Source organism: Bacillus sp. FSL M7-1345 (assembly GCF_038006985.1).
Classification (GTDB): Bacteria; Bacillota; Bacilli; order Bacillales; family Bacillaceae_G; genus Bacillus_A; species Bacillus_A cereus_U.
Map to the genome: position 1 here is coordinate 198,487 of NZ_JBBOWG010000001.1, position 24,585 is coordinate 223,071.

Consider the following 24,585-nt stretch of genomic DNA (forward strand, 5'->3'; position numbering starts at 1 on the left):
GGAAACAAATTGTTAAACGAGACTTTGAGCAAGTGTGTAAATGAAAGCTGTAAGAAGAGCTGCGCCACTTGCGAGTCCGATAAAGTCTGATTTGTTAAATGTAATATTGTTCATAATAATCTCTCCTTATTTGTTTAATGTAGTTGCAACTGCTTTTGCATCGATAAGTGCGGATAGCACCATGCCCATTGTATTGAAAAATTTGTTTGTTTTCATTTTGTTCATCATGCGTATCCGCTCCTTTTCGAATTGTTGTTGCCCTGCTTCATGTCTTAATTATAGGGGAGATGATGAATTACAACTATCGAATTAGCTTACGGAAGACTTACACTTTTGTAAGAAAAAAAGACATTCGTGTAAGAATGTCTTTTAAAGCATATTGATGTGATGATGCTCTTTAATTGTTTTTAAAAAGCTTCGCATCGAATTGGTCATGTAACTATCTTTACGGCGTATGAAAACAGTTGAAATACTACCGTATTTCTCTGGAATCGGATGACAGTGTACTTTACCTGCTGTAGAAAGATGCTGAACGGCAGACTGTGGTACGAGTGTAATTCCAAGACCGAGTGCAACACTGTTTAATATTGTTTCTAATATGTTAAATTCCATAATTCTTTTTGGTAGCAAACCTTCATCTTTAAGCCATCGTTCTAGCTTGGAACGGTACCCACATCCTTGATTAAAAACGAGTAGGGGCGTCGTAGTAAATTCTTCTATATGAAAAGCTTTATTTTGTGTAACAAGCATTAATTTCTCGGTACTAACATCGTATTGTTCAATTAGTGGGTGTTTTATTGGTCCTGATATAAAAGCACCATCTAATTGATGATCGAGTACTTCTCTAATAAGTTCTTCCGTTAGACCGGCTTGTAATGATAAATCGACATTTGGATAGCTTTTATAGTAAGAAGACAAAATGGTAGGTAATGTACTTACTGTTTCAACTGTACCGATTTTTAATATACCAGATGGTGTTTCACCATCTAAAAATACTTGTTTTAGCTCGTCAACATCTTGCAAAATTTTATTAACATAGACGAGCATTTTTCTACCTTCAGCTGTTAAAGTCATGCCTCGTTTATGACGGTAAAAGAGCGGTGTTTTTAATTCGTTTTCTAACTGTTTAATACGTGCTGTTACATTTGATTGTACGTAATTTAATTCTTTTGCTGCGCTACTTACACTACCTCGGTCAGCAACGCTCTGGAAGATTTGTAAGTCTCGTAATTCCATTGTATGCTCCCCCTTGATGTTAACTATCATTATAAATGATAGTTAACATCATTTTGAATCATTTTACGTGATATATTTTTTCTTTTACAATTCTCTTTGTGCAAATAGAAAGAAGTGAGGGATTGCGGTGAGAAGAAGTCAAATGATAATAGGTGCGTTGGCATGTTTAATTGCAAGTATGTCATGGGGAGCGATGTTTCCGGTTGCTGATCATGCGTTAGAATACATAGATCCGTTTTATTTTTCGTTTATTCGTTATGGGGCGGTAGCAATTGTACTGATTGTATTATTGCTCATGAAAGAAGGAAAGAAAGCATTTCGCTTAGAAGGAAGAGGAAAGTTACTCGTCTTTTTTGGAACAATGGCGTTTACCGTATACAATGTATTAATTTTTCTAGGACAAATGTTAATGGGAAAATCAGGTGTAATGGTAGCTTCTATTATGGAGGCGCTTATGCCGATGATTTCAATTTGTATTTTATGGGGATATAAAAATATAAAGCCGAAGAAGTATATGATAACGAGCATGATTATCGCATTTGTAGGGGCTGTATTTGTTATTACGAAAGGTGATATGAGTTTCTTTTTAACATTGAAAGATAATATGTTTTCACTAGCATTTATATTTGTTGGCGTTGTAGGCTGGGTTATTTATACGATGGGTGGTCAAACGTGTAGCGATTGGTCAACATTACGTTATTCAACATTAACTTGTGTATTTGGGACAGCAGTTACAGGAATTATAACTATGATCATTACCTCACTTGGATATGTATCAGTTCCAAGTATGGGAACGATTTCTGTTGTGAAGTATGATTTGTTATTTATGATGACATTACCAGGTATCGTAGCACTACTTGCTTGGAACTACGGTGTGAAAATCTTATCATCAATTAATGGTATTTTATTTATTAACTTTGTGCCAATTACTACTTTAGTTATTATGATGATGCAAGGATATAAAATAACGACATTTGATGTATTAGGAACATTATTTGTTATTGCAGCGCTTATTCGTAATAATGTTTGTCAGAGAAAAGAAGAAAATATAAATAAACAAGTTTTACAAGAAGAGCAATTGCGTCAAGCTGTTTAATAGGCAACTGGAGGATTTTTACATGTTAGAAAGTTTATTGTTTTTCTTTGCTGCTGGAGTTGCCTGCGAGCTTGCAGCAATTAATCGAAATGGTCGTAAGAATATAAAACAACAAGCTGAACTGATACAGCTTTTAAAAGAATTGAAGGAAAGAAAAAATTAAAAAGACGACCGGCATAGACGGTCGTCTTTTTCTATATGTAGTGAAACTTTAATCAGTGGGGATTTTGTTCATTCCCCACTGATTATTGGCCCTCACCAATCGGGCGTTTACGGGCAGTGGATCTCTCACCTAACTTCTTTGCTACAGCCGAATTTTGAGGTGGGAGTCTTACTGCCCGCAAATAGCGGGATAAAGGGGAAAGGGGACACAAAGTTTATATAAGCGTAGCAGCGTAAATAAAAGCAGTAAGAAGAATCGAGCCGCTAGCTAGGCCTAAAAAATCTAATTTGTTAAAAGTTATGTTATTCATTATAAATTCTCCTTACTTGTTTAATGTAGAAGCAACAGCTTTTGCATCGATAAGAGCGGAAAATACCATGCCCATTGTATTTAAGAAATTGTTCGTTTTCATTTTGTTCATCATATAGATCCGCTCCTTTTCAAATGGTTGTTGTTACTTTCTGACTTAATTGTATAAGATAGTGGAGGGAGTCAATATCGAATTAGCTTACAAGAAAATTACACTTTTGTAAGAATTGAAATTTAACAATAAATACTTATTTTTATTACCAACTCCTAAAACTTAGTGTTATAATCGTTATAAGAAAATGATTATACTTCGGATATTCAGAAAGGAACGAAACAAATGTATAAACTAATTACATTTTCGTTGAAATATATATTTAAAACGGCTGGGAAAGTAGAAGTACAAGGGAGAGAGAAATTACCAGAAGGTGGCCCTTACGTTGTTGCTTGCACACATACAAGCTTTATGGACGTTTTAATGTTAGCTGCAGGAATGTACCCAACCCAAATTCATTACATGGCAAAAAAAGAATTGTTTGAAGGGAAATTTAAAAATTGGTTTTTTAAAAATGTAAATGCATTCCCTGTAGACCGTGCGAATCCAGGGCCAAGCACATTGAAAATTCCATCGCGTTTATTAAAAGAAGGAAAAGTAGTAGGGATTTTCCCAAGTGGGACGAGATCATCAGAAGACGTTTCATTAAAAGCTGGGGCTGTTACGATTGCAATGCGTTCTAACGTTCCGTTAATACCGGCCGCTTATGTTGGCCCATCAAGTGTAAAAGAATTGATAAAAGGAAAAAAAGCACAATTAGTTTTTGGAGATCCAATTCAAATTGATGCTGAAGAACAAATAGATCGAAAAACGGCTATGAAAATGATGACAGATGAATTAAATGCAAAGTTTGAAGAACTAAAGGAAGTTTTACAGCCAAATTAAAAGTAAGAAAAGACGACCGGGCATAGACGGTCGTCTTTTCTATTATTATTTATATAAAGGGGAAAGGGGACACAAAGTTATATAAGCGTAGCAGCGTAAATGAAAGCAGTAAGAAGAATCGAGCCGCTAGCTAGTCCTAAAAAATCTAATTTGTTAAAAGTCATGTTATTCATTATAAATTCTCCTTACTTGTTTAATGTAGAAGCAACAGCTTTTGCATCGATAGGAGCGGAAAATACCATGCCCATTGTATTTAAGAAATTGTTCGTTTTCATTTTGTTCATCATATAGATCCGCCCCTTTTCGAATAGTTGTTGCCTTGTTTCTGACTTAATTGTATGAAATATTACGGAGAGTCACTATCGAATTAGCTTACAGGAAAATTACACTTTTGTAAGAAAAACAAATGAAAGTGTAATGATGAGAAGATTTGACATATGTTCATGTGATTTATTAAGTTAAAAGTAGAGGTGAGTGTATGGCTAATATTAAAGATATTGCAAAGGTGGCTGGGGTTTCAGTTACGACTGTTTCGAGGGTATTAAATGATCATCCATATGTAAGTGAAGAAAAAAGGAAAGTTGTTTTAGAAATAGTTGAGAAATTGAATTACTCACAAAATGCAAATGCTGTTCATTTATCAAAAGGGAAGACGAATATTGTTGGCGTGATTTTACCTTATATTAATCATCCGTCTTTTGATGCGATGGTGGGTGGAATGATGGAAGTTGCGTTAGCTCATAATTATCGAGTGCTTCTTTGTCAAACGAACTACAATAAAAAAGAAGAAATGAAAAGTTTACATATGTTGAAAACAAAGCAACTAGACGGTCTTATCATTTGTTCTCGTGCCAATGAGTGGGAAATTATAGAGCCTTATGCAGCATATGGGGCGGTTATTGCTTGTGAGGATAATGATATTGAAAGCATATCGAGTGTATATACAGATCATTTTAATGCCTTTCAATTAGGGATGAGTTACCTTATTGAAAAAGGTTATAAGAAGATTGGATATTGTACGGGAAGAAAGTTAGGGCCAAGTAGTAAGAAACGTTTTGATGCTTATAAACAACAGCTACAATTAATAGATGAAGAAGTGATGGAAGATCGGATTTTCACAGAATGCTTTACATTAGAAGATGGTGTAAGAGTTGCACATCAATTCAAGGAGATGGAGAATCCTCCTGAAGCATTAATAGTGGCAGGGGATGAAGTTGCTATTGGGATCATGACAGAAGTTAAAAAATTAGGTATTAAAGTTCCTGAAGATTTAGCGATTATTGGTTTTGATAATCAACCGATTTCTCAAGTTTTACAACTGACAACCATTGACCAAAATTTAAAGGGAATAGGTAAGACGGCTTTTGAAATGTTTTATAGGCAAGTAAGTGATGAGAGTTCTAAACAAGAAAAGATGGAAATTCCGTATAAACTTGTGGAACGCTCCACGGTTTAGTATTTATCCGTTATGTGTATAATCGCATAACGGATTATTTTTTGAAATGTCTTTGACAAGAAACCCGTTTCATACTTTATAAAAGAGTTACACCGGTCTGTAATAATCCATGGATTCTTTTCAAGTGTTAAAACAATGAATAGAATTTGGAGGAATATGCATGAATGAGCTTTTATTAAGTATGAAAAAATATGTAGAGGATGATGAACAAATTTTAGCATTTGTGATAGGTATATTTGAGAAAGATGATTTTACCTTATCATATCGGCATGGGATTTTTATTGCTACTACTAGACGTCTCCTTTTTTACGGGGAATTTCCTTACTATCCTGCAACATTTGAAGAGTATTCGTATTTGCATATAGACGACATAAATTCTCATCCGCATTTAGTATTTACTTGCAAGCAGGAAACGGTGACAGCTAAGTATATTCAGAAAGGTAATGTGGAACGCTTCGCTCGTACAGTTAGAGCAAATATGAATAATTAATCAGGCGTTTGTTTAAACATAATAACCTTACTGTTATGAGAAGAATTGCGTAATAAAAACCACTTCTAAACCTCTAGGAGATAGTGATACAATGTCAAATGGGGGGAGGGATGAACTATGGTTAATCAACGTATAAAGGAAATCGCATTAATTACAATCGGTTCATTACTATTTGCAATTGGTATTAATTACTTCGCAATTCCAAACCGTTTATCAGAAGGTGGAATCATCGGTCTAACGGTTGTTACTTATTATTTATTTGGATGGTCACCAGGAATTACGAATCTTGTTTTGAATGCAATTTTATTAGCTATTGGTTATAAATTTTTTGATAAGAAAACGATGGTTTATACAATTTTAGGGATTGTAGAAACATCTTTGTTTTTATATGTTACAGAACATATTCAGTATCAAGTAAACAGCGATACGCTATTAGCCGCTTTATTCGCGGGTGTATTTGTAGGTATCGGATTAGGGTGTATGTTCAAAGCTGGAGGTACATCAGGAGGATCAGCCATTTTAGCACAGTTAGCAAATCAATATTTAGGTTGGAGTGTTGGAAAAGGCGTACTTATTATTGATATTATTGTAATTGCTGGTTCTGTATTTATAATAGGACAAGAAAAGGCAATGTATACGCTTGTTGCTGTATTTGTCGGAGCGAAAGTGATTGATTTCATCGTGGAAGGTATGGATACAAAAACAGCTGTTACGATTATTTCAAATCAACCAGACTTAATTCGAGAGACTATTACGAAAAACATGACACGCGGTGTCACTGTATTAGAAGGACGCGGCGGATATACTGGTAAAAATAAAGAAGTATTATATGTCGTTATTAATAAACAAGAGCTTGTTAAGTTAAAGCAAGTTATTAGTAGAGTTGATGAAGATGCCTTCGTTGTCATTCACGATGTGCGTGATGTACTTGGCGGTGGCTTTAAAGCAAGCTAAAAGATGAACGAGAAAATTCGTTCATCTTTTTTTTATCCCGCATTAACGGGCAGTAGAACTCCCACCTCAAAATTCAGCTGGAGCAAAGAAGTTAGGTGGGAGATCAACTGCCCGTAAACGCCCGATTGGTTCAACTAATAATCAGTGGGGGGATGAACAAAACCCCCACTGATTAAAGTTTCACTTTATTCTTACAAAAATGTAAGGGTAATGTAATGGGATTGAATGGTAGATTAAATTCCTGCTCTTTAGAATGGATGTATAAGTATCCTGCAGAGGAGGAAGATCAGTATTATGAAGAAAAAAATGATTACTACTGTGATAGCTATGGTGACGATAGTAGTAGTATTGCTACCTACAAAACTTGGACCGGTTATCGATAAATATAATCCGCTTTATACGACGAAAGAATACTATACAATTGTGGATACGATTGGTCAGCATGTCGGTGATGAATGGTATGAATATGAATTTATTGCATTTGATGAACGTGGAAGAGAACAAAAAATAAAGAAAACTGTTAAACATATGTTAAAGAGAGACGAAGCGTTAAAGGTGTTCGCAAAAGGGCGTTACGGTGAGTCAATTGAAGAGATTGAGACTACAAGTATTCCTATAAATGCGAAGAGTAAACTTTTGGTGATGAGATAGCGAAAATATACCCCCATCTATTTTTTGTCGAAAGGAAAAATACTAGGTGGGGGTATATTTTTGACTCATAAAAAAACCCCCTAGTTCGTATAAACTAGGGGGTTTTTTATATAAAGGGGAAGGGGACACATTGCAGTAATAAAAATGAAAGTATAAGAAGATTGGGCTACCGGCAATGTAATTTGGTTATGTGAGTATGCTTCTTATTTGGCTTACTTTCTAACCTTATTGTACGAGATATAGGTAAGGGAAACTATCGAATTACATTACACATATCTTACAAACATGTAAGTATCCTGTAATGTAATTCGATAGTTAGAAGATAGTGAATATAATATATTATAACTAGAAAGTCTTACTGTATTACTTTCTGATTCGTAATGTTAATGAAGAACGAAAAACCAACTAACTTTGAATAGCCCTCATCTTAGCTTAAGGTGAGGGCTTTTTTTAAACCTTACAATATTGTAAGGTTTACGTAAGTTAATTCGATAGTAATTTTGTCATATTTTTTGCATAATAGATACAAATAGATAAAAAATAATTAGGGATATATTAAGAAGGGAGAAAACTGGGATGCGTAAAGAAGAAGTAGTGAAGTTTCCAATTAAAGATTTCTGTAGCTACTTTACTGTTGCCATAGTATGTATTGGATTATTTGATATAATAACAAATTTAATTGTTAACTAATATAGATGATAAAACAAGAAGGGAGACCCTTTCTTGTTTTTTTTATGGGGGCATAAAGATGAAATGGATTGATAGCCATATACATGTTGATCAATATGAGAATGAAGAGAAAAGTAGATTACTTATAGATGTGGAAAACAGTAAAGAGATACAAGGGCTTATTGCAGTATCTATGAATTATCAATCATGTCTAGAAACTCTATCTTTAGCAAAGCAATATCCTTTTATACATCCAGCAATAGGTTTTCATCCGGAACAGCCAATTAATAAAGCGGAATGTGAGAAAATTTATAAATTAATTGAAGATCATGTTGAGGGAATCGTTGCAATTGGTGAAGTGGGATTACCATATTACTTAAGGAAAGAAGATGAAGATATTGCTATAGATCCATACATAGTGGTGTTAAAAATATTTGTTGAACTAGCTAGTGAGTATGATTTACCGATTGTATTACACGCAGTTTATGAAGACGCTGATATTGTATGTGATTTACTTGAAGAATATAAAGTTGTACGTGCACACTTTCACTGGTTTAAAGGAAGTGAAGCGACAATGAAACGGATGATGAGGAACGGTTATTATATTTCTATCACACCGGATGTTTTACATAAGGAGAAAAGTAGAAAAATTGTTTCGTATTATCCTTTAAAATATATGATGGTAGAAACAGATGGGCCATGGGAATTTCAAGATGGTGTTATGACGCACCCTAAAATGATTAAAGATGTATTACAAGAAATTAGTGTAATAAAAAGAATGTCTGTAGAGAAAGTTGCAGAGCAAATATATGAGAATACGGTGCGATTTTATCAAGTTATTGAGTGATAGCAAAAAACACCAAGCATCTCGCTTGGTGTTTTTATTATGACTCTAATTTTTTCGCGCGTCTTAATAATAAAAGAAAGACAATTATAATGAACCCAATTATAAGGAAGAACCCATGTTGTTTTATATAATCAATTATGTCCTTCGCACTTGTTGGCTGTTCAGCATGAATGCCGTCTTTATTAGTAGTAATATGAATATCTTTCATTTTTACTTCATTCGTTTCTTTTTGTAAATCAATCCACTCTATGTTTGGAATACTTTCTAGTTCTTTTAATACTTCTTTTAATGGTGTAACGCCCAAGTAAGGATGATAAAATGCACCGATAATTCCATCGGATAATTTTTCGACAGATAAAGCACGTTCTTTCATTTTTGCTATAGCTTGTGGCTTATCTTCTTCAATAAAGCCAACAGTTTCAGGAATTAATTTCATCCCATGTAAAAATGAAGGTGTACTTATATAAGCCGGTGAGTGCATCGATTTCCAAGTTGTATCGTTTAGTTGTATTTGTCCTACATAAGTTGAAAAATATTGTGATAGTATTTCATATCCTTTTTGAGACATTGTATAGTGCGGAGCTTCAAAAGCAACTGGATACAATTTAGCTTCTACAAGCTCTGTAATCCCTTTTTCAATATGCTCTTTAATATACTTTTCTTCAAAGGCTTTTCCGTTTTTAACGTATTTATTATAGTCTTCTGTAGATTGGAAATCGTCTTTTGTTTTTGGTTTTTCATGGTTCGGTTGACGAATTGGTTGATCAGTTTTTACATCCCAAAATTCAAAACCTTCGCCAGTTTCACTATCATAAAACTGATGTGTGTAACCATGCATAACGATAGAGCCACCATTATCTTGCATAAAGCGTAAAACATCGATTAATTCAGAGTTATCCTTTAAATGTACTGTTTTTCCTGTGTCTGGATCTTTGTAAACAGGGATAACGGTAATCATATAAGGGAGCTTTTTCTCTTTTAGTAATTCAGCGATTTCTTTTAATTGCTTTACATCTACAGCTGGGTGAACGTCTTCAAGACGTAAATAAGCTGTAGTTTTATTTGTCATAGGCTTTTGTTCGAAGTAAGAAAATAGCATTTCACCGACGTAATGGGACATCCAATCAAAAAGGTTCGGAGTTGCAACATAATATGATGTTCCTTGCTGAACGATTAACGGATGGGTTCCATCGGCACTCAAGGCGTAAGCAAGAGCTGTTCCTTTTGTTTCAACCTTCTTCATTAAGCGTTCTTCATGTAATTCATTTTTTAACTGGTGAGTCGGATATTCTATAGTGTGAGTTCGTATATCGGTTTCTTTCGAGGTAATGAAAGAAAAACGATTAGATAATTGTTCAACATTTTGTCCTAAAACTAATACTGGACCCGAGAAGTTTTCTAGAAATTGTTTTGCTTTAGTAGAAAAATCTTCTTTTTTCTCTCCAATATAAACAATATGTGTATAAGAAGATGAGTTAGTAGTTTCATTCATTTCTTTTAAACTTTTTACTGTTATATTATTTGTAAAGTGTCCTAACTGAGTATTAAGGATTTGTACATTGTTTGTAATTTTGTTGTTTTCTGTACTATACAAAATAAGTACTTTTGGCTTGGATGATGTTTGTGCAGAGATATGTATAGGAAAGAGTAGTAAAATGCTAAAAAAGAGTAGTAGGAATTTTTTCATTTATATATGCTCCTAGTCTATATAGAATTCAATTTACAATTATATACAATAAATGAGTTGTAGTCCATGTAAGTTACATTTTTGTACGTATTTACCAACTGTTTTTTCGCAAAATCGGTCTAAAGCATGATGATAATATGTATAGTTATTTGCTATGATTGAAGGGTAAGAGAATGATAGAGTGTAGGTAATTGTAAAGGGAAGGCTGAAGGGGGACAAATTTCAGCGGAGAAAGAGGTAGAGGTAGTGAAGAAATTCTTTGTAGGATTTTTAGTTGTTCTTGGAGTGTATTTATATTTCCAAGGAAAGTCTGAAGGAATGGGTAAGCTAATGAATGAAACAAGCTATGTTGATTCAGAAGAAGTAAAACAGATGAAACAAATCATTATAGAGGAAGCAAAGAAAGTAAACCTTCCGGAATGGATACCTCTTACAATTGCCGAACATGAAAGTAGGTTAAATCCAAGAAGTGTTGGAGATAACGGAACTTCATTCGGATTGTTTCAATTACACCGCGGTGGTGGGCTTGCGCCAGATCATTTAACTGATGAAGAGCTGAAAGATCCACGTATAAATGCACAAATTGCAATGCCGCATTTAATGAAAGGTTATAAGCGCGGGGTGCAAAAAGGTTTGACTGATTTTGCATTACTGAAATATATAGCGAATACATCTGGATGGCCAGGGAATTTAGGACCAGAGTGGACGGATAACAATATGAAGTATAACATCGGATTAGAGGATGTATACTATCGAAATAAAGGTGTAATAAAAGAGTAGGTTTTCTATACCTACTCTGTTTTTTTATGAATAATTTCATCCTTTTCTCTCGTGAAATACTGCACTAGTTGTATTTTCACATCTTCTAGTTTTGTAGAAACTTGTGGTATTTTATATCCTACATACAACGGTGAAACTACAAATCTGGGAACAACTTTACAAATGATTTTCCTGTTTAAGTGATAGAAGAATAAGTTATAACTACTACACCCTTTGTGGAAATCTGTCAGTATGTAACGTACAGTTTGCTGAATATAATTTGCCATTTCATCTATAAATGCAATATCTTCAATGATGATATTAAATTCAGTAAAGCCGATAATAGGACGCTCTGAAATATTGAGTTCAATGCGTTCATTTTTTTGAACAATTACCCCTTGGAAATTTGCTTCCTCAATATTTTCAAGATAGTCTACATGTTTCATTCCGATAATTTGCATATGTGCATGATGCAAACTTCCGCCTGAAAATGGACCATGATTTTTGTATAAAATCACAGAAGTGAATTCTTCATTTTCCTGTAAGTTTAACCAATGGAGAATAGAGAAGCGAATTAGTTTTCTCATATGTTCTTCTGTATATGTTGCGATATGGTCTTCGCAATTATCTGTTTCGATTAGCACGGTTTGAAAGGTATCCTTTAATGTAGGAAATTTATTTTTTAACCAAATAATAGAGCCCTCAGTTGCTAAAATATCCGTTAAATTTTCTCTGTCACAAAAAGGACATGCAGCGCTTCTGTTCCGAATGCTTTCTGGTTTTTGTTTACCGATATCGTTTAAAAAATATAGTTGTTGTGTATCCATTTGTATATGCCCCTTTAAAATATATGTAAAAATCCCGCTTAATACATTCGGGAAAAGGAGAAGGAAATCCTTTAAAGGGAATAGGGAAAAATAAAAGACAAGATATCCTCATTGCAATAGGGTACCTTGTCTTTTATTTTTTCTTTAATAGTGTGTATGGATAATATAGAGCATTTTCATTTTGTTTCTTTTTTCTATTTTTTATTGTGTATAAGGCAATTGCTGTACTTGCGATTACAATAATGGCTTTCTTCATATTCATATACCCCTTTTTATTGTTGGTTTAATTCTTGGCTAACTGCTTTCGCATCAACTAAAGCATGTAAGATCATTTTTACCATGTTCATCATAGTTCTTTCCTCCTTTTTATAGTTCGTTTAGTTCTTTTACAACTGCTTGTCCGTTCACTAATACCTCAAAGATTGCTTTTACGATTTCTTTCATCATGATTGTTTCCTCCTTGTTTTTGTCTCTCTTGTTTACATCTTTATTGTATAGGGAGGCATCTTTTCGTACTATCGCTTTCCATTACGTGAACATAACAGTTTTGTAAGATTTGATGTCACTTATTGAAATGTTTAGTCTATCTTCATTATTTTCAGAAAAATGACTATTCAAACATAAATCGGGGAAGTATAATAAAGAAGTAAGTATTAAATTCCGTACGAAAGGAGTGAATGAGATGAAATGTTCTTTAGCTACGCGCGCAAAATTTTTAGATTATATCTATATTTGTCGTGCGATTTTTCATGATGCAGTTGTTAACGGGATACGTATGCCCTTTTTTAACAATTGCATAGTAGCTATTGAACGATAGAAGTCTCTTCACCCATTTTTGATAAACGTGTGAAAAGGGAGCTATTTGGCTTCCTTTTTCTATGACAAAAACCATGGGGAATGTTTCTTTCCCATGGTTTTTTATATTGAAAGGAGTACGGAAAATGACAATTTGTAGTGTAAATAATGTAAAGAAATCTTTTGGTGGAAACATCATATTTGAAAATATATCGCTTGAAATAAAGAATGGAGAACGTATTGGATTAGTTGGTCGTAACGGTAGTGGGAAGACAACTATCTTTCAGCTTCTAACAGGAATGGAGAGTTTGGATGCAGGAGCCATTCATATGAAGAAAGGTACATGCATCGGTCATGTAGCACAAATTCCAAAATTTAATAATGAAATGAATGTATATGATGTATTAAGCTCCGCTTTTAAAAAGGAAAAAGAGTTGGAGATAGAAATGCATGCTTTAGAAAAAAATATGGCGGAAGAACAGGAATCATCTGCTTTACAAAAATTGATGGAGAGATACGGAGTAATTCAAGAAAGGTACGCGTTTCTCGGTGGTTATGAAATAGAAGCGAATATTATGAAGGTAGCAAATGGTCTACAGGTGACGGAACTATTTCCAAGATCATTTATGGAGTTAAGTGGTGGAGAACAAACAAAAGTAAGCCTTGCGTATATGCTATTGCAGAAACCAGATCTACTTTTGTTAGATGAACCAACAAATCATTTGGACTTATTTGCAGTCGAGTGGTTAGAGCAATTTCTAAAAGAATATACAGGAACAGTTATGGTCATTTCGCATGATCGCTATTTCCTTGATGAAGTTGTAACGAAAATTTTTGATTTAGAAGATGGAGAAATTCACGTATATCATACGAACTATTCACAGTTTGTTGAGGAAAAGGAAGAAAGATTGCTTCAAGAATTTCAAGCGTATCAAGAACAGCAAAAGAAAATAAAGAAAATGAAAGAAGCAATTAAGCGCCTACGTGAATGGGCAAATCAAGCGAATCCGCCGAATGAAGGATTGCATAAGAGAGCGAGAAATATGGAACGTGCATTAGAGCGCATAGAGAAACTAAAGAGACCCATTTTGGATAGAAAACAGATGGGACTTCAGTTTGAAGGGCAAGAGAGAAGCGGGAAAGATGTTGTTGTAATGAAAGAAGTGAGTAAAGGATTTGCTGACAGATCTTTATTCGAGAAAGTAAATTTGCATATTCGTTTTCAGGAGCGCGCAGCTATCGTTGGACGTAACGGTACAGGAAAGACTACGTTATTAAAATTACTACTAGAAGAAATGAAGCAAGATACTGGTGAAATTCGGATTGGTAGTAGTGTGAAAATCGGTTATTTATCGCAACATGCGTACGGGAATATGAAGAACAATGTATTGGAAGCTTTTAGAGAGTGTGTAGCTGTAGCAGAGGGAGAAGCAAGACATATATTAGCTCGGTTTTTATTTTATGGTCCAGCTGTTTTTAAGAAAGTAACGCAACTTAGCGGTGGAGAAAAAATGAGGTTAAGACTCGCGCAACTTATGTATCAAGATGTTAACTTTCTCATTTTAGATGAACCGACGAATCATCTTGATATTGAATCAAGGGAAGTTTTAGAGGAAGCCCTTGAACAATATAACGGGACGATTTTAGCTGTTTCACATGATCGTTATTTCTTAAATAAATTGTTTGAAAAGACATATTGGATTGATGAGCACAAATTATTTGAGTTTGCAGGGAACTATGCATGGGCTCGTCAAAAGTGGGAAGAAAGAATTGAGAAACAAGTAGCAAAACAGAAGCAGCAACAGCAACAGCAACAGCAAGGGAATAGAGCGTTAGAAGTAATGCCTATAAAAAAGAAGAAGGCTAGGAATTTAGAGGAAGTTGAAAGCGAGTTAATGCATATAGAAGAAGATATATATGCACTTGAATGTAAAATGGAACATGTAGTTGATGTTGAAATGCTTGAACAATTGTATGAAGAAAAAACGAAAAAAGAGTTTTTACGAGCGGAGTTATATAATGAGTTAGAGAATATTGTGGAGTAAAGAGTAGAAAGCTAATTCCTTTCAGTTTTGCTGAAGGGATTAGCTTTCTTTTTTATAATAATATTTTACGTAAAGGATAAAGTGAAACTTTAATCAGTGGGGGGTGTTCATCCCCCACTGATTATTAGTTGAACCAATCGGGCGTTTACGGGCAGTTAATCCCCCATCTAATTTCTTTACTCCAGCCGAATTTTGAGGTGGGAGTTTTACTGCCCGTTAATGCGGGATAAATAAAAAATGTGTTTCACGTGAAACAGTAATTTTGATAAATCTTTGTTACGCAATTTTCATAGGTTGAGAAACATATGAAATGGTAAGAAGGAAAATAAACGTTACTAGAAGTGTTTTTGATAAGAGTAATTACAAAAGTATTGGCTAATTATTTCCCAAGACATAAGTGTGTGTAATAGAGACTTGGGGATTGAAGATAAAAAAGAAAGCAGAGTTACAGCTTTACGCGCTGAACTCTGCTTTCTTTTTGTGTGGTATCTTCCCTCGTTGAAATTATAATAGCGATCCCGAGCATAATAAAAAAAGCTAAAAAGAGGACGAACTTTGGGAAGAAAGGGAATAGTAATAACGCCCCGACTATCATGATTGTTAATAATACATAGTGCAGGACATATTGGAATAGGTTGTCCATATTTTCGCCCCCTTCTTGGTAGTTAATTGTTATTATTCTATGCGGGACTATTAGGTAATAGAAGGTGTTTTTTATTTTTTGAAAGAAATCAATTAGCCAGGATTGACATAACTAGTGAAAAGGAATAATCTTGAAATTAATTCATACTATTTTTATATGAAAAATAAGAATAGTTACAGAAAGGAGCTTTATGTTACTACTCAATTAGAAAATAGGAAAGTAAGGGTGAGAATTATGCGAAAGGTCTTTAAAGGGTTATTTGCTACGTTTCTTAGTACATCGGTTTTATTAGCAGGATGCGCTCAAGAAGAGACAAGTACAAATAAAGCAACAAAGATGCCAAAAGTGAAAGATGAATTTATTAAAGCGAGTGACAAAGTAAAAAGTCCAGCAAAGGCAAAGGAAAGAAAAGATACTTTTGTAATTGGAATGCCGAGCCCTGGCGGGATATTCCTTCCGCATTTCATGGAGAATGGATGGGATGGCAATATAACGCAAGCTATCTTTGCTCCTCTTGTTGGGCTGGATAAGGAAGGAAAACCAATCCCGATTCTAGCGAAGAAGTGGGATATTTCGGAGGATCAGCTTACATATACGTTACATTTGAAAGATGATGTAAAGTTTAGTGATGGTTCGCCGTTAACAGCGGACGATGTAGCATTTACATTAACGTTACTACATGACCAGACATATAGCGGAGCAACTGATATAAGTCAAACAGCAATAAAGGGTGGGCAAGCATATAAAGAAGGAAAGGCTACATCTATTGAGGGGATTCAAGTCATCGACCCGAAAACAATTACGATTACAACTGAAAAGGTAAATGCCCAAACATTATCATTAATTGGTGGAGAAGTTATATCAAAAGCTTATTACGGTAAAGAATATAAGCAAGGAAATTTAGAGTATTTAAAAGAGTTATACGGAAAACCGATGGGAGCAGGAGCTTATAAACTAGATAAATATATTCCAGGTCAAGAAGTTCGTTTTGTAGCAAATGAAAATTATTTTGAAGGTAAACCGAAGATTGAGCACTTTATTTATAAAATTACAAAAGGTGATACGAATTTGCAACAATTTCAAGCGGGAGAAGTAGATTATGATGGCTTCACGACAAATGCGGAAACGATTGAGCAATTAAAAGAGCTAGGTTTCGCTAATATTAATGTGTATACAGGAAGTTCTTACGGCTATATTAAAATGAATTATAAGAAGCCACACTTTAAAGATAAACGTGTACGCCAAGCGTTTATTTACGGATTAGAGCGCCAAAAAATAATTGATACGTATTTCCAAGGTTATGCTTCACTTGTTAATGTACCAATTACACCAGTTTCGTGGGCGTATACAGAAGAAGGAATCAATAAATACGAATATAATTTAGAAAAAGCGAAGAAATTGCTCGATGAAGCTGGCTGGAAAGCTGGGTCAGATGGTATTCGTGAAAAAGATGGCCAAAAATTGAAGGTAAGTTATTTTGCTTCTTCTGCAAGTAAAATCAATGATGTGATGATCCCCGTTATGAAAGAGGATTATAAAAAGATTGGGGTAGATTTCAACCCTGAATACATGGACTTTAATACGATGATTTCCAAGGTAATTAAAGGAAATTATGATTTAGCGATGGTCTCCACACCGATGATTGATGATCCGAGCGGAACAATTGAGGAGTTTGTTTCGACAAGTAAGCGTAATTATGATGGATATCATAATCCGAAAGTAGATGAATTAGCTAAGCAGGCATTAGAAACATTGGATATTGAAAAACGAAAAGAAATCTATAAAAAACTATATCAAGAGTTAAGTGAAGATCCACCTGTTATTTTCTTAAACAATAGTAAAGTCGTATCTGCACATAATGCACGAATTCAAGGATTACAAGAAGACAACTACAACGGTATTTTGTTAAGTTTACCTAAATTGAATATTGCTCAATAATTTTTGGAGAACTCTCAAAATATTTATATAGAAATAATTGACAAAATATACTGAAAGATATAAGCTAATAACCATAAAGTCTACCGGAAAGGTCGGAATAAGATTGTTACCCCTCAAAAACATCTGTTTTTTTACGTTGAAAACCGACTTTTCCGATTGGCTATAAAATGTTGCTGTGGGAGGCATACATAAGGCAAGCAGTTCATAAGGTGTAATTATTAAAAAAAAGTTAGGGTGGGGACAATGAAGAAAAAGACAAAAAAATGGGCTGGTTTATTTTCAGTATTACTGAGTAGTTCGTTTGTGTTATCTGCTTGCGGGGGACAGGAGGATACGGCTTCTACAGAACCAGTTAAACAGCAAGATTTAAAAAATATAAAAATCGAAAAGATTGCTGCTACAGATAAGACGAAAGTGCCTGACAAAGCAAAAAGTCGAAAAGACACGTTAGTTGTTGGGATTAGTAAACCAGGTGGTGTCTTTTTACCATACTTCCAGCAAAATGGCTGGGATGGAAATGTAACTTCTGTTATTTTTGCATCTCTTGTATCGACAGATAAACAAGGAAAACCAACTCCAGAATTAGCTGAGAAGTGGGATGTTTCCTCTGATCAGTTAACATATACATTCCATTTACGTAAAGATTTAAAATTTAGTGATGGTTCACCGTTAACAGCGGATGATGTAGCGTTCACATTGACGCTTTTACATGATAAGGCATATGAGGGTGAAATGGATATTTCTCAATATGCTGTTAAAGGCGGAAAAGAATATAAAGAAGGTAAAGCAACTTCTATTGAAGGAATTCAAGTTGTTGATCCACAGACAATTAAAGTTACGACTGAAAAAGTTAATTCCCAGACACTAACTGCTTTAGGTGGCCCAGTGTTATCAAAAGCTTATTATGGAAAAGACTATAAACAAAATACAAGTTTAGATTATTTAAAAGAGTTATATGGAAAACCGATAGCTGCGGGCCCATATAAATTTGAAAAGTATATTCCTGGTCAAGAAGTTCGATTTGTAGCAAATGAAAATTATTATGCAGGAAAACCGAAAATTCCAAACTTCATTTATAAAATTACTGCTGGTGATACGAAGCTTCAATTATTCCAAACAGGTGAGGTTGACTACACTGGCCTAGGTACTGGTGATGAAGTTCTTGAACAAGCGAAAGGTTTACAATTCGCGAATATTCAAATCGAAACAGCAGCATCATTTAGTTATATTTATATGAATAATAATAAGCCGTACTTAAAGGATAAAAAGGTTCGCCAAGCACTTATTTATGGGTTAGATCGCCAAAAGTATGTTGATACAGCATTAAAAGGGTACGGTACAGTAGCTAGTGTACCAATCCATCCAACTTCTTGGGCTTATACGGAAGAAGGAGTTAATAAATATGAATACGATAAAGAAAAAGCGAAAAAATTATTAGATGAAGCAGGGTGGAAAGTTGGTTCGGATGGAATTCGTGAAAAAGATGGTCAAAAATTAAAGCTTTCTTATTTCGGCCCAAGTTCGGCTAAGGATAGTGATTTATTAATTCCAATTGCGAAAGAGAATTATAAAGAGATAGGTGTAGAATTTAATCCGGAATTTATGGACTTTAATACTATGCTTTCGAAGGTAAACAAAGGTGACTATGATTTAGCTTCTGTTTCTACACCGATTACAACTGATCCGAGCGAGACTGTAGGTGAATATGTATCTGGTGTCAATGAGGCTAGTCTTGGTTATAAGAATACAAAAGTAGATGAGTTAATTAAAAAAGGTATTGAGACAGTTGATATTGAAAAACGTAAACCTATTTATAAAGAATTGTATAAAGAATTAAGTGATGACCCACCGGTCATTCTATTAAACTACCGTAGAACAATCACGGGTTATAACGGGAATATAAAAGGAATTGATCCTGAAAAATACAATAGTATTAGTGCAAACTTACCAGTATTATCATTTGAAAAATAACGATAAGAATGTATAAGTAGAAGGCATTTTTTCATCCGGCAATTAATAGTGCCGCTTTGAAAAAATGTTCTTCTATTTTAAGCATAAGATTGGAGAGAAAAAGGGTGAAAACATATATCATTCGTAGGTTGTTACAAATGATTCCTACATTGTTGGGTGCGTCAGTTATTATCTTTTTTTTGTTCGCGCTTCTTCCAGGTGACTATATTGATTCAAATCCAAAGATTACACCACAAAGAGCTGCGGAGCTTAGAGAGCTATATGGTTTAAATAAACCAATTGTTGAGCGATATTTCCACTGGCTAGGTAATGCATTGCAGGGGGATTTTGGTTTTTCTCTTCAATATCAAGAGCCTGTAACATCATTGTTAAATAAATTCATATGGAATTCATTTATTGTTGCGGTTATTGCATTGTTCTTTATTTGGCTAATTGCACTTATTATCGGTGTATTTTCAGCAACAAAGCAACATTCCTTATTCGATAAGCTTGTAACAATTGGTGTTTTTGCAGCGATGTCATTTCCTTCATTCTTTATCGGTTTGTTTTTAATTAAAGTGTTCGCGGTGGATTTAAAGTTATTACCGATAGGCGGGATGATTGATGTTGGCAGTAATTCGACTGGACTTGCTTACGTAATAGAGGTTTCAAAGCATATGGTTTTACCGGTGTTTATTTTAACTCTCCTTGGAGTAGGCTCATTAACTCGCTATTTTAGAACGAGTATGTTAGAAGTTGTACGGCAAGATTATATTCGAACGGCTAGAGCAAAAGGTTTAAAGGAGAAGACTGTTATTTATAAACATGCATTAAAAAATGCAATTTTACCGGCTATTACATTGCTTGCATTTGAGTTACCAGGATTGTTTTCAGGGGCAATTATTATTGAACAAATTTTCAACTGGCCAGGTATCGGCAATATTCAATTAGAAGCGCTTAATTTCCGTGATTATACAGTATTAATGGCATTTACGATGTTTCTTTCTTGTTTAACAATTTTTTCAAACTTTTTAGCGGATGTTGTATATGCAGTTGTTGATCCACGTATTCGGTTGAAGTAAGGGGGGAAAGAGATGGAAACTGTTACAGCAATTACAGAGAAAAAAGCAAAAAAGAAAAGACGGAATGAATCATCACCGTGGAGGCAAGCTTTTAAAAGGATAAAGAAAAATAAGATGGCACTTATAGGGTTTTATGCATTAGTTTTTATGTTTTTATTTTGTTTTATCGGTCCATTCTTTTCACCGTATGCATCCGGAAAAATACAAGTTGCGCTAATTAACAAACCACCTAGTTTTTCTCATTGGCTTGGTACAGATCAATTAGGAAGGGATATTTTAACAAGGCTTATGCAAGCGGGGCGGATTTCATTAACAATTGGCTTAGCTTCAATGGTTTTATCAGTTATACTAGGAGCTTTATTAGGAGCTATTGCAGGTTTTTATCGTGGCATCGTCGACAATATTATAATGCGTCTTGCAGATATTTTAATGTCGATGCCAGGATTACCCTTACTTATTATAATGGGAGCTATTTTATCAGAATGGAAAGTACCATCTGACTATCGTCTTTATGTCATTATGATTATTTTAAGTTTAGTAGGTTGGCCAGGGCTTGCACGTCTCGTACGAGGTCAAATTTTATCGCTTCGAGAACAATCGTTCATGCAGGCTGCTGATGTGTTAGGAATAAAAGATTACCGCAAAATTGTATATCATTTAATCCCAAATGTTTTACCAATATTAATTGTTGTATCAACATTAGGTGTTGCGGGTTCTATATTAGGAGAGTCTGCACTAAGCTATTTAGGTCTTGGTGTCGTTCCACCTACACCATCGTGGGGGAATATGATTAGCGCAGCAAACTCATTAATTGATTTCCAAAAGCGTCCTTGGTTATGGATTCCACCCGGTTTTGCAATTTTTATAACAGTTGTATCAATTAATTTACTGGGCGATGCACTTCGTGATGCATTAGATCCAAAGATGAAGCGGTAGGTGAGGAAGCATGAGTAAAGCAGTAGTAGAGATAAAGGATTTACAAACACACTTTCAGACGGAAGAAGGGACAGTAAAGGCTGTTAATCATGTTAGCTTTTCAGTTCGGGAAGGTGAAACAGTTTGTGTAGTAGGCGAATCAGGTTGCGGGAAAAGTGTAACGGCCTTATCTATTATGGGACTTATTGCTGAATCTGGCGGCATCGTTGGTGGCGATATTCTTTATGAAGGAAAAAGCCTTTTAGGAATGAAAGAGAAAGAACTTCGTAGTTTAAGAGGAAATGATATTGCGATGATTTTCCAGGAACCGATGACATCGCTTAATCCAGTCTTCACTGTTGGAGAGCAAATTGTTGAGACGTTAAGAGAGCATGAACTACTTAGCAAAAACGAAGCATACAAAAAAGCAATTGAATTAATTCGTAAAGTTGGTATTGCTCGTGCTGATGAAATTGTCCATTCTTATCCGCATGAACTGAGCGGTGGAATGTTACAACGTATTATGATTGCTGTTGCACTTAGTTGTAATCCAAAGTTATTAATTGCAGATGAACCGACAACAGCTCTTGATGTTACGATTCAAGCGCAAATATTAGACTTATTAAGACAAGTAAAAGAGGAATTTAAAACGTCTATCTTATTAATTACACATGATCTAGGTGTTGTAGCGGAAATGGCCGATTACGTTGTTGTTATGTATGGTGGTAAAGTCATTGAAGAAGCTCCAGTAGTAGAGCTATTTCAAAATCCTAAACACCCATATACGAAAGGGTTGCTAAAATCAAAACCAGTAATGGGGAAACGAACAGATAAACTTTATTCTATTCCAGGGCAAGTTCCAAATTTAGTTGGCTTAGATGAATTTTGCTACTTTAGTGGTCGATGTGAACATTGCATGGAAATATGCAAAAATGAAGCGCCAAATCTTAATGTGCATGATGAGGATCATAAAGTAGCTTGTTGGTTATATGAGGAGCGTGCTGGGCAATGAGTGAACCATTATTAGAAGTGAAGAACTTAAAAACGTATTTTCCGATTAAGGGCGGCGTATTTAGTAGGACGATTGGACATGTGAAAGCGGTAGATGGGGTAAGCTTTACAATTGATAAAGGAGAAGTGTTTGGCCTTGTAGGAGAGTCTGGAAGTGGGAAAACGACGATAGGGAAAACAATTCTCCGTCTCGTTCAAAAAACAGAAGGTGAAGTGAAATTTAAAGGTCAAGATGTTCATGCTTTCTCAAAAGAGGAGCTGAGAAAGCATCGTCCTAATATGCAGCTCGTCTTTCAAGATCCATTTAGCTCATTAAATCCAAGAATGAGAATTGGAGAAGCGCTTGGTGAGCCAATGTTGGCTCATGGGCTAGCGACGAAAGAAAATATCCGTGAAAAGGTGATAGAAGTATTGGAGTTATGTGGTTTAGCGCCGTATCATATTGACCGGTACCCTCATGAGTTTTCCGGTGGGCAACGTCAGCGTATCGTTATTGCAAGGGCAATGGTATTAGATCCAGAATTTATTGTGGCTGATGAGCCTGTCGCGGCGCTAGATGTATCTATTCAAGCGCAAATCATTAATTTGTTTAGTGAATTACAGGAGAAGAAGGGACTATCCTATTTATTCATTTCACATGATTTAAGTGTTGTAGAGCACTTATGTACGAAAATTGGAATTATGTATTTAGGAACGATTGTGGAAACAGCGCCGCGTGATGAGCTATTTGCAAATCCGCTTCATCCATATACAAAAGCATTATTATCAGCAGTACCAATACCTGATCCAACGGTTAAGCGGGAACGGATTATTCTAGAGGGGGATATTCCAAGTCCTGCAAATCCGCCATCAGGTTGCCGTTTTCATACACGCTGTCCGTTTGCTACAGATGTTTGTAAAACGAATGTACCAGAATTCCGTAATGTGGGCGAAGATCATTTTGTTGCTTGTCATCATGTGTAAAAAAAGGACTCTTTCAAAAAATGAAAGAGTCCTTTTTTTATTTACTAGATGAGGTTTGTTTCAATACAAATTGCTCGATTGCATGAGCAACACCATGTTCATTGTTTGTTAATGTTACAACGTCACATAGTTTTTTTACATCTTCTTCGGCATTTCCCATTGCTATAGATAAACCAGCAACTTGTAACATTGGCACGTCATTAAAGTTATCGCCGATTGCAACAGTATCTTCAATTGGTATATTGAAATAAGCTGCCATTTCTTGCAAACCATTGCCTTTATGACCATGCTTATCCATAATTTCTACATTAGTAGGAGCTGATGCCGTAACTGAAATGTCCGTATCTTCTTGTAAAGTTTGTAATAGCTGTGAACGATGAGCAGCATTAAATGTTAAAATGAAGAATTTAGATATTTCTAATTCTGGATTATTTACGACATCCTCTATTTTTTGGAAATCAGTAATTAAGTTAGATTTCTTTTGTTTTTCTGTAATTCTTTCAAGTTCCTCAAGTGTAACATCTAGTGTATGTTTATTTTCTTCGAATGCCTGCATGACTTGACCTTGCCATGTATAAGGAGAATAAACCCCTTTATTTGTGTACAACTTATATGGGAAACCTTCAGATTCTAGTAATTTTGCAAGCTTGTATACTTTATCATTTTGTAAACAACGCGAGTTAATTACTTTTCCGTCCACATAAACAATTGCCCCATTGCTTGCTCCAACTGGAAGAGATAGTTTATATTCTTCCAATAATTTCAAAGCATCCTCTTTCGCGCGGCCAGAACAAATCATTACAATATGACCAGCTTCTTTTGCGGTTTGGATAGCTTGTAAGTTCTCTTTGGAGATTTCAAGATTAGATGATAGTAGTGTACCATCCATATCTAGTGCGATTAATTTCAAAATGACCACCTCTTTGTTTCCATTATACATAGTTATATAGAGGAAACATATAAACTTATCTTGGAAAGATAGTATTTTATCCCGCATTAATTTGCCAGTAAAAGCTCGATTGGTGAGGGGGAATAATCAGTAGGGAATGGAACCCTTGCTGATTAAAGTTTCACTTTGTTTTGTAACAAAATAGAGATGAATAATATTATATTTCGCTTTATGACCGTAATGTTACACTAGTGTTACGAACATGATTGTAGT

The 24,585-nt window shown here is 34.8% G+C and carries 26 protein-coding genes; 17 read left to right on the top strand and 9 right to left on the bottom strand.

The genetic code is table 11. From position 1 onward, the window contains the following. Nucleotides 1-12: 12 nt before the first annotated feature. Nucleotides 13-114 (bottom strand): DUF3948 family protein, encoded by a 102-nt coding sequence (locus MHB76_RS01140; RefSeq protein WP_002091422.1) that lies wholly within the window; start codon nucleotides 112-114, stop codon nucleotides 13-15. A 255-nt stretch (nucleotides 115-369) separates the two neighbouring features. After that, nucleotides 370-1,236 (bottom strand): LysR family transcriptional regulator, encoded by an 867-nt coding sequence (locus MHB76_RS01145; protein ID WP_016103332.1) that lies wholly within the window; start codon nucleotides 1,234-1,236, stop codon nucleotides 370-372. A 127-nt stretch (nucleotides 1,237-1,363) separates the two neighbouring features. Between MHB76_RS01145 and MHB76_RS01150 the strand changes: the two genes are divergently transcribed. Both MHB76_RS01150 and MHB76_RS01155 read left to right on the top strand, forming a co-directional pair. Continuing rightward, nucleotides 1,364-2,332 carry a DMT family transporter gene (locus tag MHB76_RS01150; RefSeq protein ID WP_078173583.1) on the top strand — a complete coding sequence of 323 codons (969 nt, stop codon included), beginning with the start codon at nucleotides 1,364-1,366 and terminating at the stop codon, nucleotides 2,330-2,332. Nucleotides 2,333-2,354: 22 nt separating this feature from the next. After that, nucleotides 2,355-2,495 carry a YrzO family protein gene (locus MHB76_RS01155; protein ID WP_002151322.1) on the top strand — a complete coding sequence of 47 codons (141 nt, stop codon included), beginning with the start codon at nucleotides 2,355-2,357 and terminating at the stop codon, nucleotides 2,493-2,495. 214 nt (nucleotides 2,496-2,709) lie between these two features. Here the strand turns inward: MHB76_RS01155 and MHB76_RS01160 are convergent, their stop codons facing one another. After that, nucleotides 2,710-2,805 carry a DUF3948 family protein gene (locus tag MHB76_RS01160; RefSeq protein ID WP_078173584.1) on the bottom strand — a complete coding sequence of 32 codons (96 nt, stop codon included), beginning with the start codon at nucleotides 2,803-2,805 and terminating at the stop codon, nucleotides 2,710-2,712. 336 nt (nucleotides 2,806-3,141) lie between these two features. On the opposite strand from MHB76_RS01160, the gene MHB76_RS01165 reads away from it, so the two are divergent. Next, a complete protein-coding gene (locus tag MHB76_RS01165) occupies nucleotides 3,142-3,741 on the top strand; it encodes a lysophospholipid acyltransferase family protein (protein WP_016103340.1) in 600 nt (199 codons plus the stop codon). A gap of 77 nt (nucleotides 3,742-3,818) precedes the next feature. On the opposite strand, the gene MHB76_RS01170 is transcribed toward MHB76_RS01165, so the two are convergent. Beyond that, a complete protein-coding gene (locus MHB76_RS01170) occupies nucleotides 3,819-3,914 on the bottom strand; it encodes a DUF3948 family protein (protein ID WP_002124767.1) in 96 nt (31 codons plus the stop codon). 305 nt (nucleotides 3,915-4,219) lie between these two features. On the opposite strand from MHB76_RS01170, the gene MHB76_RS01175 reads away from it, so the two are divergent. From MHB76_RS01175 to MHB76_RS01195, 5 genes are all read left to right on the top strand, one after another. After that, nucleotides 4,220-5,197: a LacI family DNA-binding transcriptional regulator gene (locus MHB76_RS01175; protein ID WP_340985484.1), complete on the top strand. Its 978-nt coding sequence runs from the start codon at nucleotides 4,220-4,222 to the stop codon at nucleotides 5,195-5,197. Between the two features lie 160 nt (nucleotides 5,198-5,357). After that, nucleotides 5,358-5,687 carry a PH domain-containing protein gene (locus MHB76_RS01180; RefSeq protein ID WP_078173585.1) on the top strand — a complete coding sequence of 110 codons (330 nt, stop codon included), beginning with the start codon at nucleotides 5,358-5,360 and terminating at the stop codon, nucleotides 5,685-5,687. A gap of 117 nt (nucleotides 5,688-5,804) precedes the next feature. Then, nucleotides 5,805-6,641, top strand: a complete 837-nt coding sequence (locus MHB76_RS01185; RefSeq protein WP_016103344.1) for a YitT family protein — start codon at nucleotides 5,805-5,807, stop codon at nucleotides 6,639-6,641. Nucleotides 6,642-6,935: 294 nt separating this feature from the next. Beyond that, nucleotides 6,936-7,292, top strand: a complete 357-nt coding sequence (locus tag MHB76_RS01190) for a YxeA family protein (protein WP_078173586.1) — start codon at nucleotides 6,936-6,938, stop codon at nucleotides 7,290-7,292. Nucleotides 7,293-8,040: 748 nt separating this feature from the next. Next, the gene (locus MHB76_RS01195) at nucleotides 8,041-8,808 is read left to right on the top strand and encodes a TatD family hydrolase (RefSeq protein WP_078173587.1); all 768 of its coding nucleotides are present in this window, start codon (nucleotides 8,041-8,043) and stop codon (nucleotides 8,806-8,808) included. A gap of 37 nt (nucleotides 8,809-8,845) precedes the next feature. Here MHB76_RS01195 and MHB76_RS01200 read toward each other — a convergent pair whose 3' ends face one another. After that, entirely contained in the window at nucleotides 8,846-10,495 is a 1,650-nt protein-coding gene (locus MHB76_RS01200) for a DUF2334 domain-containing protein (protein ID WP_078173588.1), read from the bottom strand. A gap of 246 nt (nucleotides 10,496-10,741) precedes the next feature. Here MHB76_RS01200 and MHB76_RS01205 point away from each other — a divergent pair, with 246 nt between their 5' ends. Then, nucleotides 10,742-11,275 (top strand): transglycosylase SLT domain-containing protein, encoded by a 534-nt coding sequence (locus MHB76_RS01205; protein WP_002159554.1) that lies wholly within the window; start codon nucleotides 10,742-10,744, stop codon nucleotides 11,273-11,275. 11 nt (nucleotides 11,276-11,286) lie between these two features. On the opposite strand, the gene MHB76_RS01210 is transcribed toward MHB76_RS01205, so the two are convergent. Together MHB76_RS01210 and MHB76_RS01215 are read right to left on the bottom strand one after the other, a co-directional pair. Continuing rightward, nucleotides 11,287-12,081, bottom strand: a complete 795-nt coding sequence (locus tag MHB76_RS01210) for a DUF4931 domain-containing protein (RefSeq protein WP_016103348.1) — start codon at nucleotides 12,079-12,081, stop codon at nucleotides 11,287-11,289. Between the two features lie 133 nt (nucleotides 12,082-12,214). After that, entirely contained in the window at nucleotides 12,215-12,343 is a 129-nt protein-coding gene (locus tag MHB76_RS01215; protein WP_002029408.1) for a hypothetical protein, read from the bottom strand. 420 nt (nucleotides 12,344-12,763) lie between these two features. Here MHB76_RS01215 and MHB76_RS01220 point away from each other — a divergent pair, with 420 nt between their 5' ends. Together MHB76_RS01220 and abc-f are read left to right on the top strand one after the other, a co-directional pair. Continuing rightward, complete coding sequence (locus MHB76_RS01220) at nucleotides 12,764-12,898, top strand: RAxF-45 family protein (RefSeq protein ID WP_000650295.1); 135 nt, start codon at nucleotides 12,764-12,766, stop codon at nucleotides 12,896-12,898. 124 nt (nucleotides 12,899-13,022) lie between these two features. After that, nucleotides 13,023-14,921, top strand: coding sequence for a ribosomal protection-like ABC-F family protein (abc-f, locus tag MHB76_RS01225; RefSeq protein ID WP_078173589.1), 1,899 nt, complete (start codon nucleotides 13,023-13,025; stop codon nucleotides 14,919-14,921). A gap of 445 nt (nucleotides 14,922-15,366) precedes the next feature. Here the strand turns inward: abc-f and MHB76_RS01230 are convergent, their stop codons facing one another. Next, nucleotides 15,367-15,564 carry a hypothetical protein gene (locus MHB76_RS01230; protein WP_000369259.1) on the bottom strand — a complete coding sequence of 66 codons (198 nt, stop codon included), beginning with the start codon at nucleotides 15,562-15,564 and terminating at the stop codon, nucleotides 15,367-15,369. 234 nt (nucleotides 15,565-15,798) lie between these two features. On the opposite strand from MHB76_RS01230, the gene MHB76_RS01235 reads away from it, so the two are divergent. The 6 genes from MHB76_RS01235 (at nucleotide 15,799) to MHB76_RS01260 (ending at nucleotide 23,423) form a co-directional block, all read left to right on the top strand. Beyond that, the gene (locus MHB76_RS01235; protein ID WP_033714552.1) at nucleotides 15,799-17,502 is read left to right on the top strand and encodes an ABC transporter substrate-binding protein; all 1,704 of its coding nucleotides are present in this window, start codon (nucleotides 15,799-15,801) and stop codon (nucleotides 17,500-17,502) included. 243 nt (nucleotides 17,503-17,745) lie between these two features. Further along, nucleotides 17,746-19,473 carry an ABC transporter substrate-binding protein gene (locus tag MHB76_RS01240; RefSeq protein WP_002159549.1) on the top strand — a complete coding sequence of 576 codons (1,728 nt, stop codon included), beginning with the start codon at nucleotides 17,746-17,748 and terminating at the stop codon, nucleotides 19,471-19,473. Between the two features lie 104 nt (nucleotides 19,474-19,577). Next, the gene (locus MHB76_RS01245) at nucleotides 19,578-20,534 is read left to right on the top strand and encodes an ABC transporter permease (protein WP_016095122.1); all 957 of its coding nucleotides are present in this window, start codon (nucleotides 19,578-19,580) and stop codon (nucleotides 20,532-20,534) included. 12 nt (nucleotides 20,535-20,546) lie between these two features. Beyond that, nucleotides 20,547-21,470 (top strand): oligopeptide ABC transporter permease, encoded by a 924-nt coding sequence (opp4C, locus tag MHB76_RS01250; protein WP_002063509.1) that lies wholly within the window; start codon nucleotides 20,547-20,549, stop codon nucleotides 21,468-21,470. 10 nt (nucleotides 21,471-21,480) lie between these two features. Continuing rightward, complete coding sequence (locus MHB76_RS01255; protein WP_016103352.1) at nucleotides 21,481-22,461, top strand: ABC transporter ATP-binding protein; 981 nt, start codon at nucleotides 21,481-21,483, stop codon at nucleotides 22,459-22,461. Further along, nucleotides 22,458-23,423, top strand: coding sequence for an ABC transporter ATP-binding protein (locus MHB76_RS01260; protein ID WP_340985497.1), 966 nt, complete (start codon nucleotides 22,458-22,460; stop codon nucleotides 23,421-23,423). Before MHB76_RS01255 ends, MHB76_RS01260 begins: the two co-directional genes overlap by 4 nt. Before the next feature lie 37 nt (nucleotides 23,424-23,460). Here the strand turns inward: MHB76_RS01260 and MHB76_RS01265 are convergent, their stop codons facing one another. Beyond that, nucleotides 23,461-24,333, bottom strand: coding sequence for a Cof-type HAD-IIB family hydrolase (locus MHB76_RS01265; protein WP_002113410.1), 873 nt, complete (start codon nucleotides 24,331-24,333; stop codon nucleotides 23,461-23,463). Between the last annotated feature and the right edge of the window lie 252 nt (nucleotides 24,334-24,585).

Bases quoted from the DNA above. Each gene is read 5' to 3' on its own strand.
- MHB76_RS01140 (WP_002091422.1), bottom strand. From the start codon at position 114: ATGAACAATATTACATTTAACAAATCAGACTTTATCGGACTCGCAAGT.
- MHB76_RS01145 (WP_016103332.1), bottom strand. From the start codon at position 1,236: ATGGAATTACGAGACTTACAAATCTTCCAGAGCGTTGCTGACCGAGGT.
- MHB76_RS01155 (WP_002151322.1), top strand. From the start codon at position 2,355: ATGTTAGAAAGTTTATTGTTTTTCTTTGCTGCTGGAGTTGCCTGCGAG.
- MHB76_RS01160 (WP_078173584.1), bottom strand. From the start codon at position 2,805: ATGAATAACATAACTTTTAACAAATTAGATTTTTTAGGCCTAGCTAGC.
- MHB76_RS01165 (WP_016103340.1), top strand. From the start codon at position 3,142: ATGTATAAACTAATTACATTTTCGTTGAAATATATATTTAAAACGGCT.
- MHB76_RS01170 (WP_002124767.1), bottom strand. From the start codon at position 3,914: ATGAATAACATGACTTTTAACAAATTAGATTTTTTAGGACTAGCTAGC.
- MHB76_RS01175 (WP_340985484.1), top strand. From the start codon at position 4,220: ATGGCTAATATTAAAGATATTGCAAAGGTGGCTGGGGTTTCAGTTACG.
- MHB76_RS01180 (WP_078173585.1), top strand. From the start codon at position 5,358: ATGAATGAGCTTTTATTAAGTATGAAAAAATATGTAGAGGATGATGAA.
- MHB76_RS01185 (WP_016103344.1), top strand. From the start codon at position 5,805: ATGGTTAATCAACGTATAAAGGAAATCGCATTAATTACAATCGGTTCA.
- MHB76_RS01190 (WP_078173586.1), top strand. From the start codon at position 6,936: ATGAAGAAAAAAATGATTACTACTGTGATAGCTATGGTGACGATAGTA.
- MHB76_RS01195 (WP_078173587.1), top strand. From the start codon at position 8,041: ATGAAATGGATTGATAGCCATATACATGTTGATCAATATGAGAATGAA.
- MHB76_RS01200 (WP_078173588.1), bottom strand. From the start codon at position 10,495: ATGAAAAAATTCCTACTACTCTTTTTTAGCATTTTACTACTCTTTCCT.
- MHB76_RS01210 (WP_016103348.1), bottom strand. From the start codon at position 12,081: ATGGATACACAACAACTATATTTTTTAAACGATATCGGTAAACAAAAA.
- MHB76_RS01215 (WP_002029408.1), bottom strand. From the start codon at position 12,343: ATGAATATGAAGAAAGCCATTATTGTAATCGCAAGTACAGCAATTGCC.
- MHB76_RS01220 (WP_000650295.1), top strand. From the start codon at position 12,764: ATGAAATGTTCTTTAGCTACGCGCGCAAAATTTTTAGATTATATCTAT.
- abc-f (WP_078173589.1), top strand. From the start codon at position 13,023: ATGACAATTTGTAGTGTAAATAATGTAAAGAAATCTTTTGGTGGAAAC.
- MHB76_RS01230 (WP_000369259.1), bottom strand. From the start codon at position 15,564: ATGGACAACCTATTCCAATATGTCCTGCACTATGTATTATTAACAATC.
- MHB76_RS01235 (WP_033714552.1), top strand. From the start codon at position 15,799: ATGCGAAAGGTCTTTAAAGGGTTATTTGCTACGTTTCTTAGTACATCG.
- MHB76_RS01240 (WP_002159549.1), top strand. From the start codon at position 17,746: ATGAAGAAAAAGACAAAAAAATGGGCTGGTTTATTTTCAGTATTACTG.
- opp4C (WP_002063509.1), top strand. From the start codon at position 20,547: ATGGAAACTGTTACAGCAATTACAGAGAAAAAAGCAAAAAAGAAAAGA.
- MHB76_RS01255 (WP_016103352.1), top strand. From the start codon at position 21,481: ATGAGTAAAGCAGTAGTAGAGATAAAGGATTTACAAACACACTTTCAG.
- MHB76_RS01260 (WP_340985497.1), top strand. From the start codon at position 22,458: ATGAGTGAACCATTATTAGAAGTGAAGAACTTAAAAACGTATTTTCCG.